At 68.6% G+C, this 18,000-nt stretch carries 11 protein-coding genes; 4 read left to right on the top strand and 7 right to left on the bottom strand.

What is annotated here, in order from left to right; translation table 11 throughout:
• Positions 1–127: 127 nt before the first annotated feature.
• The gene (locus ACFQRE_RS08290) at positions 128–730 is read left to right on the top strand and encodes an HAD family hydrolase (RefSeq protein ID WP_380121003.1); all 603 of its coding nucleotides are present in this window, start codon (positions 128–130) and stop codon (positions 728–730) included.
• Between the two features lie 105 nt (positions 731–835).
• On the opposite strand, the gene ACFQRE_RS08285 is transcribed toward ACFQRE_RS08290, so the two are convergent.
• Both ACFQRE_RS08285 and ACFQRE_RS08280 read right to left on the bottom strand, forming a co-directional pair.
• Positions 836–1,639, bottom strand: a complete 804-nt coding sequence (locus ACFQRE_RS08285; protein WP_380121001.1) for an enoyl-CoA hydratase/isomerase family protein — start codon at positions 1,637–1,639, stop codon at positions 836–838.
• Complete coding sequence (locus tag ACFQRE_RS08280; RefSeq protein ID WP_380120999.1) at positions 1,639–2,178, bottom strand: T3SS (YopN, CesT) and YbjN peptide-binding chaperone 1; 540 nt, start codon at positions 2,176–2,178, stop codon at positions 1,639–1,641. Before ACFQRE_RS08280 ends, ACFQRE_RS08285 begins: the two co-directional genes overlap by 1 nt.
• 85 nt (positions 2,179–2,263) lie before the next feature.
• Between ACFQRE_RS08280 and glgX the strand changes: the two genes are divergently transcribed.
• The 3 genes from glgX (at position 2,264) to ACFQRE_RS08265 (ending at position 9,246) form a co-directional block, all read left to right on the top strand.
• Positions 2,264–4,429 (top strand): glycogen debranching protein GlgX, encoded by a 2,166-nt coding sequence (glgX, locus tag ACFQRE_RS08275; RefSeq protein WP_380120997.1) that lies wholly within the window; start codon positions 2,264–2,266, stop codon positions 4,427–4,429.
• 81 nt (positions 4,430–4,510) lie between these two features.
• Positions 4,511–8,722 carry an FtsK/SpoIIIE domain-containing protein gene (locus ACFQRE_RS08270; RefSeq protein ID WP_380120994.1) on the top strand — a complete coding sequence of 1,404 codons (4,212 nt, stop codon included), beginning with the start codon at positions 4,511–4,513 and terminating at the stop codon, positions 8,720–8,722.
• Positions 8,723–8,997: 275 nt separating this feature from the next.
• Positions 8,998–9,246, top strand: a complete 249-nt coding sequence (locus tag ACFQRE_RS08265) for a WhiB family transcriptional regulator (protein ID WP_009778087.1) — start codon at positions 8,998–9,000, stop codon at positions 9,244–9,246.
• A gap of 196 nt (positions 9,247–9,442) precedes the next feature.
• Here the strand turns inward: ACFQRE_RS08265 and ACFQRE_RS08260 are convergent, their stop codons facing one another.
• The 5 genes from ACFQRE_RS08260 to ACFQRE_RS08240 form a co-directional block, all read right to left on the bottom strand.
• Positions 9,443–9,904, bottom strand: coding sequence for a hypothetical protein (locus tag ACFQRE_RS08260; protein WP_380121638.1), 462 nt, complete (start codon positions 9,902–9,904; stop codon positions 9,443–9,445).
• Positions 9,844–10,935: a DUF222 domain-containing protein gene (locus ACFQRE_RS08255; protein WP_380120991.1), complete on the bottom strand. Its 1,092-nt coding sequence runs from the start codon at positions 10,933–10,935 to the stop codon at positions 9,844–9,846. The genes ACFQRE_RS08260 and ACFQRE_RS08255 overlap by 61 nt, the downstream gene beginning before the upstream one ends.
• Before the next feature lie 43 nt (positions 10,936–10,978).
• On the bottom strand, positions 10,979–11,203 hold the full coding sequence (locus tag ACFQRE_RS08250; protein ID WP_380120989.1) for a hypothetical protein: 225 nt from the start codon (positions 11,201–11,203) through the stop codon (positions 10,979–10,981).
• A gap of 320 nt (positions 11,204–11,523) precedes the next feature.
• The gene (locus ACFQRE_RS08245) at positions 11,524–13,008 is read right to left on the bottom strand and encodes a sensor histidine kinase (RefSeq protein ID WP_380120987.1); all 1,485 of its coding nucleotides are present in this window, start codon (positions 13,006–13,008) and stop codon (positions 11,524–11,526) included.
• A 25-nt stretch (positions 13,009–13,033) separates the two neighbouring features.
• Positions 13,034–17,980 (bottom strand): NAD-glutamate dehydrogenase, encoded by a 4,947-nt coding sequence (locus ACFQRE_RS08240; RefSeq protein WP_380120985.1) that lies wholly within the window; start codon positions 17,978–17,980, stop codon positions 13,034–13,036.
• Positions 17,981–18,000 lie beyond the last annotated feature (20 nt).

Below are 18,000 nucleotides of genomic sequence, written 5' to 3'. Positions count from 1 at the left end.
GGGCGTGATGGTGGGCACAGAAATGTTTGACGAGGCCTCCTCGCCCACACCGGGCGGCGATTGCGGGACGATCGACGGACGACGAGATGGACGACGTGAGAGACGCGCAGGACGAGGAGGCGAGCCAGTGTTCAAGGTGCTGTTGCTCGACCTCGACGGAGTCCTCCGCATCTGGGACCCGGACCTGACCGGAGCCGTTGAACAGGCCCACGGCCTGCCTGCAGGGACCCTGTCCGTTGCCGCATTCGCCCCCCACCGACTCGAGCCGGCTCTGACCGGCGCGGTTGACGACCAGGTGTGGCGCGATTCGGTGGCCGAGGCGATCGCCGCCGAGCACGGGGACGCCGCCCATGCCGCGGTCCACGACTGGATGGTGCCCGCGGGCACGGTCGACCTTGAGGTGCTCGACATCGTGCGGCAGGCCCGCTCGCGGCTGCGCGTCGTGCTCATCACCAACGCCACGAGCCGGCTCGGCGATGACTTGCGGCGGCTCGCGCTGGCCGATGAGGTCGACGGCGTCATGAGCAGCTCCGAGCTTGGGCTGACCAAGCCGGACCCGGACGTGTTCAGCGCGACGGCGCTGCAGCACGGCCTGATGTTCAGCGAGATCGCTTTCGTGGACCGGTCGTCCGAGAACGTCGCGACCGCCGAGATCCTCGGGATCCGCTCACACCTCTATTCCAGCGCTGGCGGCCTGAAGACCTTCGTCGACGAGATCCTGACTGCTTGATCACGACTGACCCCTGAACCGACTTCGTGCCCCATACGGACCGTTCCGTCGAAGGCGCACCTGCGCTGGAAGGGTCCGTATGGGGCACGAAGTCGCGGTGGTGTGTCAGGCGCCTTCGAAGGTGGCCTTGCCGGGACCGCTCTCGATGAATGAGGCCATGCCAGCAGCACGGTCCTTCGTGGCGAAAAGCCCTGCAAACAGCAGGCGTTCGATCTCGAGGCCACTCTGCAGATCGGTCTCGAGGCCGGAGTCGATGGCCTCCTTCGCTGCGCGGAGAGCGTATGCCGGCCCACCGGCATACTTCTTCATCATCTCTTTCGCGGCAGCCAGGACGGCTTCACTGCCCCGCTCGCCCGGTTCAACGACCTGGTCGACGAGGCCGATGGCGAGCGCCTCGTCGGCGTCGATGAACCGGCCCGTGAAGATGAGGTCCTTGGCCTTGGCCGGACCGACGAGGCGGGCCAGCCGCTGGCTGCCGCCGGCTCCGGGGATGAGCCCCAGCAGCACCTCGGGCTGTCCGAGCTTGGCGCCCCTGGCCGCGATCCGGAAGTCACACGCGAGGGTGACCTCGCACCCGCCGCCGAGGGCGTAGCCGGTGATGGCTGCGACCGTCGGCTTGGGGATGCGGGCAAGGGCGCGCGTGAAGTCCTGGAAGAGGTGCGAGTTGTCGACCATGTCCGTGTAGGACCAGTCCGCCATCTGTTTGATGTCGACGCCGGCCGCGAAGACCTTCTCGCCGCCGTAGACGATGACCGCCGAGACGTCCTTGCGCTCGCTCGCCTCCTGCGACGCGGCGATGATGCCGCGCTGCACGTCGGCGTCGAGCGCGTTCATCGGCGGCCGGTCGAGCCGGATGATGCCGATGCCGTCCTCAACCTCGAGGCGGACGAACTCGGACGCCCCCGACATCAGTTGGCCTGGCCGGGGACGGAGCCGTTGGTGTCGGGTGGTCCGGAAGCGTCGGGTGCGTCGCCGGGAACCTCCTGCTGCTCGACGCCCTGGGTCGATCCCGGCTCGAGGCCAAGTGCACGCTCGTGCCAGAGCTGGACGCCGGACAGGATGATCGACGTGCTCACCTGGACGAGGGTCGCGACATCCGCGCCCTCCGTCACGAGGTGCTCACTGGTCACGACGAGGGTGTTGTTGGCGACGCCGGTCTTGACGCAGTTCAGCGACAGGTTGACCTCGTTGCAGGTGGCCGCGACCTTGTCCTGGTCGGCGGCAACCTCGTCGGGCAGGGTCCACTGGCCGAAGATGCGCATGACGGGCAGATCGCCCTCGGTGACGCGGACGAAAACCGTCTGGTCGTTGGCCTGGAAGGCGACATCGCCGTCGGTGTCGATGTTGGGCTGGGCCCCTGCATCGACCAGCACGTCGAGGACTCGGCCGCGCAACGGGTGCTCGTTGGCGGGCGGCGGGAAGTTGGGGAGAGAAGTCGGATCACTCATGAGTCCACCTTGTCATGCGTCGTGTGCGACGCGCGCGGAAGTGGGCAGCGCAGCCCTGGCGCCAGCGCGTCAATAGGCTGCCGCCATGACGCCCCTGACGTCCGCCGCCACAGCCTCCTCGTTCCGTGTCCCCCGCGACCTGCCGCCCGCTCCGGGCGTCACTCTGGTCGACGGGGGCATCGAGGTGAGTGTCTACGCGGGGCATGCCGAATCCGTGGACCTGTGCCTCTTCGACGCCGGCGACGCCCAGGGCGCCACCGAGCGTCGGGTACCCCTCGTGGACCACGCCTTCGGCTGGTGGTTCGGCTTCATCCCGGACGTGGGCGTGGGTCAGCGCTACGGCTTCCGTGTCGGCGGCGACTGGGATCCCGAGCAGGGCCTGCGGCACAACCCCCATCAGCTGCTCATGGACCCCTACGCCCGCGCCATCGAGGGCGAGGTCCGCTGGGGGCCGAGCGTCTATGGACACGTCGTCGACGACTCCACGTGGAACGGCGACGGCTTCGCACCGTCGGACACGGACTCCGCTGCGGACATGCCGCGCTCGGTCGTCATCGACGAAACCTTCGACTGGGGTGACGACTCACCGCCGGCTGTGACCCGCAGCGAGACGGTGGTCTACGAGACCCACGTCCGCAACCTCACGATGGAGCTGCCGGGCGTCCCGGAGGACCTGCGCGGCACGTATGCCGGCATGGCGCACCCCGCGACGATCGCCCACCTGTCCGAGCTCGGCGTCACCGCTGTCGAGCTGCTGCCCGTGCACTCGTTCGCATCCGAGCCGGCCCTCGTCCAGAAGGGCCTGGCCAACCATTGGGGCTACAACACGTTGGGGTTCTTTGCTCCCCATGCCGCGTACGCCGCGTCGAAAGACCCGCAGGGCGCTCTCGACGAGTTCAAGGGCATGGTCAAGCTCCTCCACGCCGCCGGACTCGAGGTGCTCCTCGACGTCGTCTACAACCACACGGCGGAGCAGGACGGCAGGGGCGCGACCCTGTCGTTCCGCGGCCTCGACAACCGCGCCTACTACCGACTCGACGAACGCGGCCGCGACATCGACGTCACCGGGACGGGCAACACGCTCGACCTGCGGCACCCGGTGATGTGCCGCCTGGCGCTGGACTCGCTGCGCTACTGGGTGCAGGAGTGTCACGTCGACGGTTTCCGTTTCGACCTCGCGGTGGCGCTGGGGCGTGGGCGCACCGACGAGTTCGACCCCGACCACCCCTTCCTCGTCGGGCTCCGCACGGACCCGGTCCTGTCGGCCACCAAGCTCATCGTCGAGCCGTGGGACGTCGGGATGCACGGGTGGCGCACCGGCCAGTTCCCGCCACCGTTCTCGGAATGGAACGACCGTTTCCGCGACTCCGTGCGTGACTTCTGGCTCGCCGACCACCGACCCTCCGTCCCCGGCCACGTACCGCACGGCGTGCAGGACCTGGCGACGCGACTGGCTGGCTCTCGCGACCTGTTCGGCGCGCGCGATCGCGGTCCGACGGCGTCGGTGAACTTCGTCTCGGCACACGACGGATTCACCCTTGCCGACCTCACGGCATACGACGAAAAACACAACGAGGACAACGGCGAGGACAACAACGACGGCTCCAACGGCAACCACTCCTGGAACCACGGGGTCGAGGGGCCGACCGACGACGAACACGTTCTCGCGCAACGTCGTCGGTCCATGCGCAACCTGCTGGGCACGCTGCTCCTGTCCTCGGGCATCCCGATGATCAACGCCGGCGATGAGTTCGGACGCAGCCAGAACGGCAACAACAACCCCTACAACCAGGACAACGCGACGACGTGGTTCGACTGGGACCTCGCACCGTGGCAGGACGACCTCCTCGCGACGACCCGCCACCTTCTCGCGATCCGCCGCGAGCACCCGGCACTGCGTCAACGGACGTGGGCGCTCGGCCGTGAGGTCCATGAGGACGGGTCCATCGACCTCGCGTGGTACGGCGCCGACGGATCCTCGATGGACGACTGGACCTCCCCGCAGAACCGGACCCTGCAGATGCTCGTCAATGGCGCCTGGCTCGGCCATGAGTCGGTCCTCGTCGTGCTCCACGGCGGCCAGGACGAGCAACAGGTGACGCTGCCCACGGCACCGGGCCTCGCGGCATACCGGCTCCTCTGGGACAGCACTTGGGAGCGACCGGTGGACGGTGAGCGATCCGAGGCCGGCGCCGAGGTGACCCTCGCGCCGCTCAGCATGCGTGCGTATGCCGTGACCGACCCGACCTGAGTCCCGTCACCTCTGGGGTCGTTGCTGCAACCCTGTGGACAACTCTGCGGCCGATCTTCGGGATTTCTCTAGCGTGCTCGTATGCCGTCCTCGATCAGTTTCGACGTCACCCTGCGGTGGCCCAGTCGTCGCGCGAGTGCGCTCGACGTCCGCCTCACCGCGCCGGACGGCGCGACCCTCGAGGACGTCCTGCCCCTCATCTGGGACGTCCTGGGCAGCGCTCCCGCGCGGATCTCCTGTCGCGGTGAAACGGTCGGTCCAGAGTCTCAGTTGGGGGTGCCTCCACTGGTGCACGGGGCAACGCTCGTCCTCGACGAACCTCGACGCCCGTTGGATTCGGTGTCCGCGCCCATGGACGTCGTCGTGGTCTCCGGGCCGGATGCGGGTCGTCGTGTCCCGCTGACGGCTGACGGGGTTGTTGTGGGGCGGTCGGCGGGCATGGGGTTGAGCCTGTCCGACGAGCGGCTGAGCCGCAGGCATGCACGAATCAGCCTGTCCGACAGTGGATTTCGCGTCACCGACCTGTCATCGACCAATGGGACTCGCTGTGGTTCGGAGCTCATCGCAGACGGGGCGAGCACCGATGTCGACGGCTCGGAGGTCATCGCCATCGGCGACTCCTTGCTGCGGCTCGTGCGGGCCGTTGGCACGACGGCGTCGACTTTGCCCCGCGGTGAGGGACGGGTCGTGGTCAACCGGTCACCGCGGACACGCCCGCCCGAGCTGTCGTTGACGATCACGGCACCCACTCCGCCGGTCCCACCCCGGCGTGGGCGCATCCCCTGGATCGCCGCTGCCCTCCCCGTGCCGTTTGCCGGGCTCCTCGCGGTCTTCTTCGGCCCGCAGATGCTGGCCTTCGCGTTGCTCTCACCACTCATGCTCGTCGGCAACGTGCTCAGTGACCGGTGGGGTGGACGACGCGAGTACGCGCGCGACCTCGCTGCGCACGAGGTGGAGTTGGCTGATCGACAGGGCGAGTTCGACGCGTTGCGCCGGCTGGAGCGTGAGCAGCGGTGGCGCGACCTGCCGGATCCCGCGACCGTCCTCGACATCGCGAGCGGGCCGGGCACCCGTTTGTGGGAGCGCCGCCGGGGCGCGCCTGATCTCGGGAGGGTCCGCCTTGGCGTCGGCGAACTCGCCACGAGGACAGCGTGGGTGCCGCCGGGCAGCCACGACGCGGTTCACCCATCGATGCCTGATCTGCCGGTCGAGGTCGGGTTCGACGACGTCGGTGGGCTGGGGATCGCCGGCACCCCGTCAGAGGTCGAGGCGATCATCCGACATGTTGTCGGGCAGATCGTCACCCTCCACTCACCTCGCGACGTGCAGGTGCTCGTCCGCGCGGTCGGCCACGGCTGCACATTGGATGAGTCCGGCCGCGACTCTGCCTGCCACGACAGCGACGGTGGGGCGTCCCCGCTCTCCTGGGCACGCTGGCCACCGCACACCGCGACCTATGGGGATCTGGCGAACTGCCTGGACGCCCTGAGGCAGATCGTCGTCTCGCGAGAAGCGGAACGGGAGCGCGGCGGTGGCGCGCGTGATCCACGGGTCCTCTTGGTCCTGCCCGAGTCCGAGAGCGACCTCGGCATCGGGGAGCTGGTCGACCTCATCGAGCGCGGCCGTGACCTGGGCGTGTGGTGCCTCGTCGGCGCGCGGAGTGCGTCCGCCCTCCCCTCGTCGTGCCATGCCGTGGTCGGGGTCGGGGCACAGGGGGGCGGCCGTGCGGGCGATCGGGTGGCGCGACTCGACATCGACGGCGCCGAACCCGTCGCCGCGTTCATCCCGGACGAGGTCGGGTGGTGGTGGGGTGAACGCATCGGCCGATCACTCGCCGCGTTCGTGGATGCCGGTGGGCAGGCCGACGTCGTCCCGGGCTCGGTGGATCTGCTCGACATCCTGCCGTGGCTCGATGGCTCCCGGTCCTTGACGTCGGCCGCGCTCTCCGAGCACTGGCGTGGGGGTGACGGTGCGCCGCTCGCACGTGTCGGACGACTTGCCGGGGACGTGTGGACGATTGACCTCGCCACGGACGGACCTCACCTGCTCGTCGGGGGGACGACCGGATCGGGCAAGTCCGAACTCCTTCGCACGCTCGTCACCTCCCTGGCCCTGGAGTGCTCACCGGAGGACATGACCTTTGTCCTGGTGGACTACAAGGGCGGCTCGGCCTTCGGCGAGTGCGCCGACCTGCCGCACACCGTGGGACTCGTGACCAACCTCGACGAGGGTCTCGCGCGTCGTGCCCTCATCAGCCTGGGTGCCGAGATCACCCGCCGTGAGGGTCTGCTCGCAGCGTCCGGCGCGCGTGACTTCGCCGACCACCGCCGTCGGGTCGGGGGCCTCCCCCGGCTCGTCATCGTCATCGATGAGTTCCGCCTGCTCGCGGACGAGTTGCCCGACTTCGTTGACGGCGTGGTTTCCCTTGCCGCCGTGGGCCGCTCGCTCGGCGTGCACCTCGTGCTCGCCACGCAGCGACCGGCGGGCGCCATCACCGCTGACATCCAGGCCAACGTCAACCTGCGCATTGCCATGCGGATGCGTGACGTTGCCGACTCGACCGATGTCATCGGGTCACCCGATGCCGCCCACATCTCCACGGCCCTGCCGGGTCGCGGTTTCGGCCGAGGCGGGGACGGTGACCTCCTGGAGTTCCAAGGAGCACGCGTCGGCTCCGGCACGGCCACCGCCATGACGACGGTGACAGTTCTCGACTCGATGGGTCGGCCCGATGGCGAACCTCGTGCGACGGTCACCGCTGGTGAAGACAGCGCCCAGAACGTGACTGGTCTCGGTGCACTGGCGGCGACGGCGCAAGAGGCCGCTGCTCTGGTCGGGGTCCGGGCGCCTCACCGCCCCTGGCTGCCTCCCCTCCCGGAGGTGCTCGAGCGAGCGGACCTGACTGTGCGGGCCGTCGGCCTGCTGGACTCCCCGGTCCGGCAGCGCCAGGACGTCTTCGAGCACGCGGATGACCATGGCCACTGGCTCGTGGTCGGAGGCCCTCGATCGGGCCGCACCACCACCCTGCGGACGCTTCTGGCGTCGCATGTGGCGCTCGAGAACAGTCCCATCCACGCCTTCGTCATCGACACCAGCGGTGAGCTCGCGGACCTCGCAGGCCTCCCCCATGTCGGAGCTGTGGTGCGTGCCGACGACGTGTCTCGAGTTCGCCGGCTCCTCGGGTACCTGCGGTCGCGGACGGATCGAGGTCCCGCGACGGGGGCCCAGGCCCTTCCACCCGTTCTGCTGCTCGTCGATGGCTGGGAAAGGCTCGACTCGGACGCCGAACTCGCCATCGGCGGACTGCGCGACGAGCTGCTCGACCTGATGCGTGGTGGCGACGGTGGTCTGCGCGCCGTGGTCACCGGAGACCGGTCCGCCCTGTCGAGTCGGCTGAGCGCGGTCATCTCCGAGACATTCGTGCTGCCCCTGGCCGACCCTTCCGACGCGACCTATGCGGGTCTGTCCCGCAGCGACCTTCCCTCGAGTCGAACTCCTGGCCGAGGCCTGCGGCTGCGTGACCGGACGGAGGTCCAGTTCGCCCTGCGCGATCCGCTGGTCGAGGCGGCAGCGCGGCCGGTCGGGGCACCGACACCTTTCGCCCTACCCCAACTGCCGGACGTCGTGGACCACGGACTCCTCCTGGCACGGCTTGGCGCCAACGGCGATGCGTCTCCCACTGGGGTGTTGCCGATTGGTCTCTCGGCGGAGACGGGCTCCACTGCGACCCTGGACCCTGAGCGACACGGCCGCCGAATTCTCGTCGCGGGACACGCACGATCGGGACGGTCGAAAACTCTCGCTTGCATCGGGCGCTCTGCAGTGGCAGGTGGCCATCCGGTTGCCGTCGTCGAAGGGCGCGGTGGGGACGTCGGGCGCACCGTCGGAGCGATCGTCGTCGACCCCTGGGATGCCCAAGGACTGATCAATGCCAAGAATCAGTACCCAGATCTCGTCGTGCTCATCGACGATGCCGAACGCCTCGATGGCACGCCGGTCGAGCCCGTCCTGCAGGAAATTCTCGCCCTCGTCGACCGCGATGCCGGCCTGGTCGTGGCCGCCTCGACCCTCAGCGCCGTGTCCTTGGCCTTCCGCGGGATCGTCCACACGGTCGCACGCGAGCAGTCGGGGATCCTGCTCGGGCCACGCGTGCCCAGCGATGGTGAGGCGTTCGCGATCAGGGCTCCACGAGGCCTCGCCGCGCTACCCGGGCGAGCACTTCTGGTGAGCGGGCGCGAGCACAGCGAGGTGCAGATCGGTCAGGTGCTGGCAGTTGCCCGTCTCGTGGTCTGAGGACCCATCACGGAACACAATCGGTGGCTGGGTCGTTGCGCGTGGAAGACGTAGGGCCGCTCAGGGTCTAGGCTCGAAATCTTGGTCGCCTCGTGAATGAAAATCTCATCCTTCAGAACCGGTGCAGAATTGGGACGCGGGGTCTAGACTGAAGGTTCGGACGTCTGTGTGTCTACGTCCGTTTGGTTTGCAAGGACGCAACCCTTCGGTTGGTCCTTGTGCACCCCTGCAAGCGGCCAGCACCACATGAACTCCACGGAACAGGAGCACCACCCATGGATTGGCGCGACCGCGCTGCCTGCCTCGATGAAGATCCCGAGCTGTTCTTCCCCATTGGGAACACCGGCCCGGCGATTCTGCAGATCGAGGAGGCCAAGGCTGTCTGCCGCCGCTGTGAAGTCGTTGACACCTGCCTCAAGTGGGCGTTGGAGTCCGGACAGGACGCTGGCGTCTGGGGCGGACTCTCCGAGGACGAGCGACGCGCACTCAAGCGCCGCAACGCCCGCGCTCGCCGCGCAGGCTGACTCACAGCACGACACTCGACGGCCTCGCCATTGCGGCGAGGCCGTTCTTGTCTCTCCATACCCACACCACGGGTCGTCCTACGGCGCCGGCATGCCGCCGGCTCACCTTCTCGTCTCGGCTCGCCTCCGCGCCCGCTCAGCCCTGGTCTGCACAACCCTCGTCTGCCCAGCCCGGAATGGCTCAGCCCGGTATGGCTCAGTTGGTGGTGCTGAGTTCTGCGTTGTCGAAGGCTGCGTTGTCGAAGGCTGAGGTGTCGAAGGCCGCGTTGGTGCGTTCTTCGTCGAGCAGGGTGGCAAGGGCGTCGTCGAGCTCTGCCTCGCGCAGCGCGGATTCGTAGTCGAGGGCTTCTGCTTCGGCCATCCACTCGTCGACCCAGGCCTGGACGACGTCGTCGGGTGGTTCGTCGATCCAGGGGTCGGGTGGTCCGGTGTCGAGGCGGGCGCGTTCGGCTGCTCGCTGCTGTGCGGTGGCACGCTGCTTCGCCTGTTCGCACCGGATGCGGTTCAGTCGTGCGGTGAGTTCCCGGTCGTACGAGCCCGGCGTCAGGTCCCACGTCACGCAGGACCCGGTCTCGTCGGGTGGGTGAACTGTCGCGATCAGGCGCTGGTCATGGACCTGGGTGTGGTGGCGTTGGCACAGCAGGGCCGCGTTGGCCAGGTCCGAGGGTCCTGCGTCGACCCAGTGGGTGAGGTGGTGGGCTTGGACCCACCCGGCGGGCATGTCACAGCCCGGGTAGGTGCAGGTGCTGTCGCGGTGCCACAGGGCGCGGCGTTGCCCCCGGGTGAACAACCGGACCGCACGACCCACATCAAGGATTTCGCCGTCGGAGCCCAGAACGATCGGAGGACGTCCGCGTCACAGGCGAGCTGGCGCACGACCGCCGGCCCAAGGATCGTGGCCTGCGCTCGAGAGGCCATGACCCGCCCGCAGCCCGCCCCCGTGCTCACAGTGGAAGTGTCGGTGTCGGTGTCGGTGTGGTCGGGGTGGTCGCTGTTCTGGTGGAGCTTGTCGATCAGGTCCGCGAGGGTCATCGCCACGTGCAACGTGGTGGACGCCCCACCCGGTGACGACTTCGCGGCCGCGTCTTCTCCGGCGACCCGCCCGCACACGGCAGTCAGTGCTTCGGCGCGACGCTGCTCGGCCGGGCGGGTGCCTTTCTCCCCGGTGACGTCGTTCGGGGCGGGCTTCGACAGCGGCCCGATCGCGGCTTCCAAGGTCGCGGCCTGCGCGGGGGTCAACCCCAACCGGTACTCCGTGATGTCGGCGTCGTTGACCCGCGGTGAACTCAGGTACGCGGCCTTGCGCAGCTTCTCCTGCGCATCGTCGAGCTCGCCTTCGACCCCGAACATCGCCAACAGGTGTGGGCGCAACCGTCGGGCGTCCGCGCAGCCCCACTTCACCCCGTGGTCCAGGATTGCGCCCGCCACGGTGGGGACGGCCTCCGGGCGCAGCTGGTCCTCGAGCTTGGCCATCTCCTTGAGTGCTGTCAGAGCCAGTGCGGGCGCCACTTCACCGGTGAGGACTCGCGCCCACACCACCCCCTGCGGCTTGTCCGGGTCGGCGTACGCCCCCGCCCCCGGGCCGGCGGTGGACCACAACCCGCCCGGCACCGAACACGCCACGTCCCGGGCGAGCTGCGCGACCTGACCGGCACCGTCCTGCTGCAGGGACGGCGCATGCTCACGCACCCAGGAGTGCACCGACCCCACCCCGCGACGCGCGGACGTGAACTCACCCCGGTGCGCCTGCTTCCGCGGTGACGCGCACCTGCGCGGCCCCCGCACGGGCCTTGACGTCATCAGCCAGGCGCATGAACTCGGCCAACTCCGGTCCGCTCAACCGGGCCAACACGTCCCCCAACGGACCCACCCCGGAAGCATCCGATGCCAACGCGTCGCGGGCACCCTCCAACGCTGCGCGCAGTCGCGCGACGTCGGTTGCGGGTGCTTCGTTCATGCCCCCATTCTCCTAGAACTCACGTTCGATTGTCAAGCATTTTCGGCTACGCTCTGGGCTGAATTCCCCACTCCCACAACCGAATTCGCGCGATGGCACCCTTCATCGGCCCAAGGTGCAACCCCGACTCAACCCACGCCAACAACGACCGCCGACAACGCATTTTCCAGTCGCCAACCAGCCCGAACAGGCACAGCAACAGATGCCACAGCCCCCTGATCCAGGAGGACTCCAGCGACAGCGGGATGTCACCAGCGACAGCGGGAGGACGCCAGCGACAGCGGGCGGTGAGCAGGCGGCATACGCCGCAGGGTGGTGGTCTAGTGGCGCGTCAGCGGACGCAGCCGGGCCGTGAACTCGACCCGAGTCCCCTGCGGCGACGCCGGCTCCCAGCGGATCCTGCCCTGAAGGTCCTGGACCAACGACGTGACGATGCGCGTGCCGAGCCCGGCGAGCACAGGTCGGAACCCGGCCGGCAGACCGGTGCCGTCGTCGGTGATCGTCACGGTGAGTCCGTCGACGCCCTGCTCGACTTCGACGCGCTCCACCTCGATCGAGATCGACCCGCCCCTCGAGGCGAGGCCGTGCTCGACGGCGTTCTGGACGAGCTCGGACATGATCATCGCGAGTGATGTCGCGTCCTCGGCGCGCATGCGGCCGAACGACCCGATCACCGTGGAGTCGACACGGTGCTCCGTGACCGCGATGTCGACGACGGCCCGCAGCCCGCGGACAGCGATCTCGTCGAAGTCGACGGTCTCGTCGATCCCCTGACTCAGGGTCTCGTGGACGAGGGCGATCGTTCCGACCCGTCGCACGGCCTCGTCGAGCGCGTTGCGGGCACCCTGGTCGGGCACGCGCCGAGACTGGAGGCGCAGCAGCGCCGCCACCGTCTGGAGGTTGTTCTTGACCCGGTGATGGATCTCGCGGATCGTCGCGTCCTTGGTGATGAGCTCCTGTTCGCGGCGGCGCAGCTCCGAGACGTCACGCAGGAGCAGCAGCGCGCCGTCTCGAGTTCCGGCCGCGGTGAGGGGGATGGCCCGCAGGGTGACGCTCGCCGACGTGGTCGAGATCTCGGTCCACCAGGGCGCGCGCCCGGTGATGACCACGGCGAGCGACTCGTCGACCGCCGAACCGGACGACTGCAACAGTTCGGCGACGACAGTGGAGAGCACCTCGCCGATGACGTCGCCGCGGTGACCGAGCCGGTGGATGGCGCTGATCGCGTTGGGACTGGCATAGAGCACCGCCCCGTCGACGTCGAGGTGGACGACACCGTCACCGACCCGCGGTGCGCCCCGTCGAGCCCCCGTGGGAGCGGCGGTGCTCGGGAACTCCCCCGCCGAGATCATCCGGGTGAGGGCCTCGGCGAGGTGTCGATAGGTCAGCTCGAGGCGACTCGGTGTGCGGCCGGTGACGACGTTGGCGTGGCGGGTGATGACCGCCAGCGCGCGCCCCTCCTTGACAACCGGGATGGCCTGCTCACGCACCGCCATCTCCCCCTGTCGCTCGGGCTCTCGCGCGGCGACGATCCGACGGTGTCGATAGGCCTCGTCGAGAATCGGGTCGCGCCAGCGCCCGGAGGTCCGGCCGACGACGTCGTCGTAGAAGACCATCGGGCCCGTGTTGGGTCGCACGTGGGCCACGGCCCGCCACCCGTCGAGACCCGACGGAACCCACAGGACGAGATCGGCGAACGACAGGTCCGCGATGAGCTGCCAGTCACCGACGACGAGATGCACCCACTCGATGTCGGCGTCCTCCAACGTGGTCGACGCGCGCAGGGATTCGGCAAGGGTGCTCACGGGCCGAGCCTAGATCGTGATCCGCTCACTTCCCGGAGCGGACCATGGATCGCAGCGCCCGCAACGCAACCGACAGTGCCGCGATGTTGGGCTTTTCGAGCGAACGTATGCCGGTGAGCTGGCTTGCCGCTCTCGCCACACCATCCGCGTTGGCCTGGCTCCACGACTCGATGCGTTCCTCCGCAGTGACGATGCCGTCGCCGTCGAGGTCCTCCTCGAACTCGAAGGCGTTGCGGGTGAAGGCCTCGAGGACGCCATAGAGGTCATCGCGCAGGGCCCCACGGGCGAGGGCATCCCAGCGGTCGTCGCGGGGCAGGCCGGCCACCCTGGTGAGCATGCCGTCGATGCCGAACCGCTCCGACATCCGGAAGTAGACCTCCGCGACATCGCTCGCCGTGCGGTCGAGATCGGCGGCGATGTCGACGACGTCGAGCAGCGAGTAGGAGTCGAGGAGTGACGCCGCTCGCTTCGCGAGTTCGGCCGGCACTCCTGCGGCCTCCCAGTGCGCCGTCTGGGCGACGACGCGTTCACGCTCGGTCCCCTGCAGCAGCTCGGGGATCCGGGGCGAGAGCGCGGCGACGACGGGGGCGAACCGCTCGACCTCGGTGGTGATGTCGAGGCGGTTCGGGCGCGCGACCAACAACCAGCGGACGGCACGGTCGAGCAGCCGGCGGAACTCGAGGTAGAGCTCTGTCTGCACCGACGTCGGCAGGACGTTGTCGAGCGCCTCGACGGCTTCGACATGCCCGCGCAGGTCGAAGACCTCTCGGCAGACGATGAAGGCCCGGGCCACCTGCTCCGGCCTGCCCGCAACCTCCTCGGTCGCGCGGAACGCGAAGGTGATCCCGCCCCGGTTGACCATCGAGTTCACGACGGAGTTCGTCACGATCTCTCGGCGCAGGGGGTGCTCACCCAGCTCTGCGGCATACGTCTCCCGCAGTGCGGCCGGGAAATAGTCGGCGAGGGTCGCCTCGAAGTACGGGTCGTCGGGCAGGTCGCTGTCGAGAATGTCCTTCTTGAGCGCGAGCTTGGCGTAGGCCACGAGCACCGCGAACTCCGGAGACTTCAGGCCAAGGCCTTCGGAGGCACGCTTCTCGATCTCGGCGTCGGTCGGCAGGAACTCCAGGGCGCGGTCGAGCTCGCCGCGCTCCTCGAGCCAGCCCATGAGCCGCTGGTGCACGGTCACCATGGAGACCTCCTGCGCCCGGGCGTTGCCGAGGAGGACGTTCTGCTCGTAGTTGTCGCGCAGCACGTGATCGGCCACGTCGTCGGTCATCGACGCGAGGAGGGTGTTGCGCTCCTCGGTGGTGAGGTCACCACGTCGGACGACGTCACCGAGGAGGATCTTGATGTTGACCTCGTGGTCGGACGTGTCGACGCCAGCACTGTTGTCGATGGCGTCGGTGTTGACGCGCACCCCCGAGAGGGCCGCCTCGATCCGACCGAGCTGGGAGAGTCCGAGGTTGCCGCCCTCGCCGACGACCTTGACCCGGAGCTCGTTGCCGTTGACGCGGATGGCGTCGTTGGCGCGGTCGCCGATCTCGAGGTGGCTCTCGGTGGACGCCTTGACGTAGGTGCCGATTCCGCCGTTCCAGAACAGGTCCGCCGGCGCCAGGACGATCGCGTGGATGAGCTCCGTCGGAGTCATCGTCGTCGTGTCGTCGGGCAGTCCCAGGGCCTCGCGCGTCTGCGGCGTGACCGCGATGGACTTCAGCGTTCGGGGGAAGACGCCACCGCCCTGCGAGATGAGCGACCGGTCGTAGTCGTCCCACGAGGAGCGGGGCAGCGCGAAGAGTCGCGCACGCTCCTGGAACGACTGTGCCGCAACGGGTTCGGGGTCGATGAAGACGTGGCGGTGGTCAAACGCGGCCACGAGGCGGATGTGCTCGGACAGCAGCATTCCGTTGCCGAAGACGTCACCGCTCATGTCGCCGACACCGACGACGGTGAAGTCCTCGGACTGGCTGTCGATGCCCATCTCGCGGAAGTGCCGCTTGACCGACTCCCACGCGCCGCGGGCAGTGATGCCCATGGCCTTGTGGTCGTAGCCGGCCGAGCCACCGGACGCAAAGGCGTCGTCGAGCCAGAAGCCGTAGGACTGGGCGACTCCGTTGGCGATGTCCGAGAACGTCGCCGTCCCCTTGTCAGCCGCCACGACGAGATAGGAATCGTCGCCGTCGTGCCTGACGACCCGCTCCGGCGCCTTGATCTCGGTGCCGACCCGGTTGTCGGTCAGGTCGAGCAGACCCGAGATGAACGTGCGGTAGGCCGATTGCCCTTCCTCGAGCCACTTCTCGCGCGACACGGCGGGGTCCGGGAGGTCCTTGGCATAGAACCCACCCTTGGAGCCGGTGGGCACGATGACGGCGTTCTTGACCATCTGCGCCTTGACCAGACCGAGGATCTCGGTGCGGAAGTCCTCGCGCCGGTCACTCCAACGCAGACCACCGCGCGCGACCGAACCGAACCGCAGGTGCACACCTTCGACCTGGGGACTGTAGACCCAGATCTCGTATGCCGGCCGCGGAGCCGGGAGGTCGGGTATCGCCTTGGGGTTGAGCTTGAGGGAGACGTAGGGCTTGGTCCCCGGCTCGTCTGCCTCCTCGCCAGCAGGGGCGGAGGCCGCGGAGGCCGCGGTGGACGCGACTGACTGAAAGAAGTTGGTGCGCAGGGTCGCCTGCATCACTGCGAGGAAGGAACGGATGATGCGGTCCTCGTCGAGCGAGCTCACGTCGTCGAGCGCGCCGGTGATGCGGTCAGCGATCTCCTTCGCGGCGGCTTCTCGTGCCTCCGTGGCAGCACCCTCGAAGAGGTCGGGGTCGAACCGCGTCTCGAAGTAGGCGACGAGGTCGGTGGCGATGGTCGGGTTGGAGACGAGTGCGTCCTCGAAGTAGGACTGGCTGAAGGTCGCCTGCGTCTGTCGGAGATACTTCGCGACGGTGCGCAGGATGACGACCTGACGCCACGAGAGGCGAGCGGCCAGGACGAGTTGGTTGAACCCGTCGGATTCGGCGCGTCGGTCCCAGACGGCGAGGACAGCGCCCTCGAAGAGGTCGCGGAGGTCCTCGTGCGTCACGCCCGCCCAGATCTGCGGGTCGTTGACGCGCAGGCCGAAGTCGTAGACGTGAAGGGGTGAGCCGTCGGATCGCGTGACCTCGTAGGGCTGCTCGTCGACGACCTCGACACCCATGTCCGTGAAGATCGGGAGGATGTCGGTGAGGGACAACGGGTCGATGCGGAACAGCTTGAACCGGCGGAGGTTCTCGACCGAGTCGCTCGGGCGGTAGAGGGCGACGCTGGTGCGCTGGCCGTCGCCGAGTCGGTCGAGGTGGTGCAGGTCGGCAACACCCTGGACGACGGAGAACGTCTCTTCGTAGCCGGTGGGGAAGCCTCGCCCGAACTTGTCGAGCAGTCGGTCACCCTCGACCTCGCCGAGCCGGCCACGCAGCCCGTCGCCGAGGCGGTCGGACCAGTTGCGGCTGACCTCGACGAGGCTGCGTTCGAGTTCGGCCCGCTGGGACTCGTCCAATGGCTGGATGCGCTGGCCGGCAGGGACCCGAACGACGAATTGCAGTCTGGACAGAGCGCGTTCGCTCACGCGGGCCGTGAACTCGACGCTCTCGCCGTGGAAGGCATCCTTGAGGATCGCGGCCATGCGCGTGCGCACGCCGGTGTTGTAACGGTCGCGTGGAATGTAGACCTGACAGGAGACGAAGCGGCCGAAGTCGTCCTCTCGCAGGAAGAGCTTGGTCCGGCGACGCTCCTGGAGCTGGGTGACCGCCATCGCGGTCTCGAACAGCTGCTCAGGGCTGGCCTGGATGAGCTCGTCGCGCGGATAGGTCTCGAGCACCTCGACGAGATCCTTGCCGGTGTGCGAGTCGGCGGCGAGGCCGGAACGCTCCAGCACTGCGGCAACCTTCTCGGCGACCACGGGCAGTCGCAGCACCGACTCGGTGTAGGCCGTCGACGCGTAGAGGCCGAGGAAACGCTTCTCACCCAGGGTCTGCCCGTCCGGGGAGTACGTCCGGACACCGACATAGTCGAGGTATGCCGGTCGGTGCACCGTCGATCGCGAGTTCGCCTTGGTGAGGACGAGGACGCCGCGCTCGCGGGCCTTCTTGCTCGACTGCGGGGAGAGGGGCACGAGCGGCTTGTCGGCCGGGCGGTCCTGCTGGAGCATGCCGAGTCCGGTGCCGCCCATCGGACGGATGACATCACCGTCTTCGGTCGCTTCGAGGGAGTACTCGCGGTAGCCGAGGAAGGTGAAGTGGTTGTCGGCCATCCACCGGAGGAAGGCCACGGCCTGCCCGACCTCGTCGCGGTCCACCCCTGCCGGTGGGGCGCCCTCGAGCTCGGCAGCGAGGACGAGGCACTTGGTGCGCATCTTGGGCCAGTCCTCGACCGCCTCTCGAACGTCACCAAGGACGTTCTCCAGGATGGCCTGGAGCTCTTCGCGCCCGGCCTCGTCACTCTCGCGGTCGATGGTGAGCAGGATCCACGACTCGGAGAGGACACCGGTGCCGCCGTCAGAAGCCGTGGCGCAGTCCTCGTCGCACGTCTCGATGAGCTGCCCGGTGTCGTCACGTCGCACGCGCAGCTGCGGGTGGACGACCAGGTGGATGTCGATGTCGCGCTGGACCAGCGCGGAGGTGACGGAGTCGACGAGGAACGGCATGTCGTCGGTGACGACCTGGATCACCGTGCGAGCGCTCGACCATCCGTCACTCCCGGTCGTCGGGTTGAACACGCGCACGACCCCGGTCCCCGGCGCGCGGGTCTCGGCGATCTCGAGGTGCGACTTCACGGCGCCCGCGAGGGTGTGCGCTGGTCGAGAGCGGAGCTCCTCATCGGGCACGTGACGGAAGTAGCGACTCACGACGACAGGCCCGTCCGGGCGGTCGTCGAGGTCGGCAAACGCCGTGATGATGGTGTCGAGCGTGGTCGATCGGGGCTGGACCGATGACTCCGTCATGGTGCGCTGCGGATCCTTTG

This window comes from Knoellia pratensis, assembly GCF_042666395.1.
In the GTDB taxonomy this organism is placed as follows: domain Bacteria; phylum Actinomycetota; class Actinomycetes; order Actinomycetales; family Dermatophilaceae; genus Knoellia; species Knoellia pratensis.
This window is presented reverse-complemented; position numbering and strand designations above follow the sequence as displayed.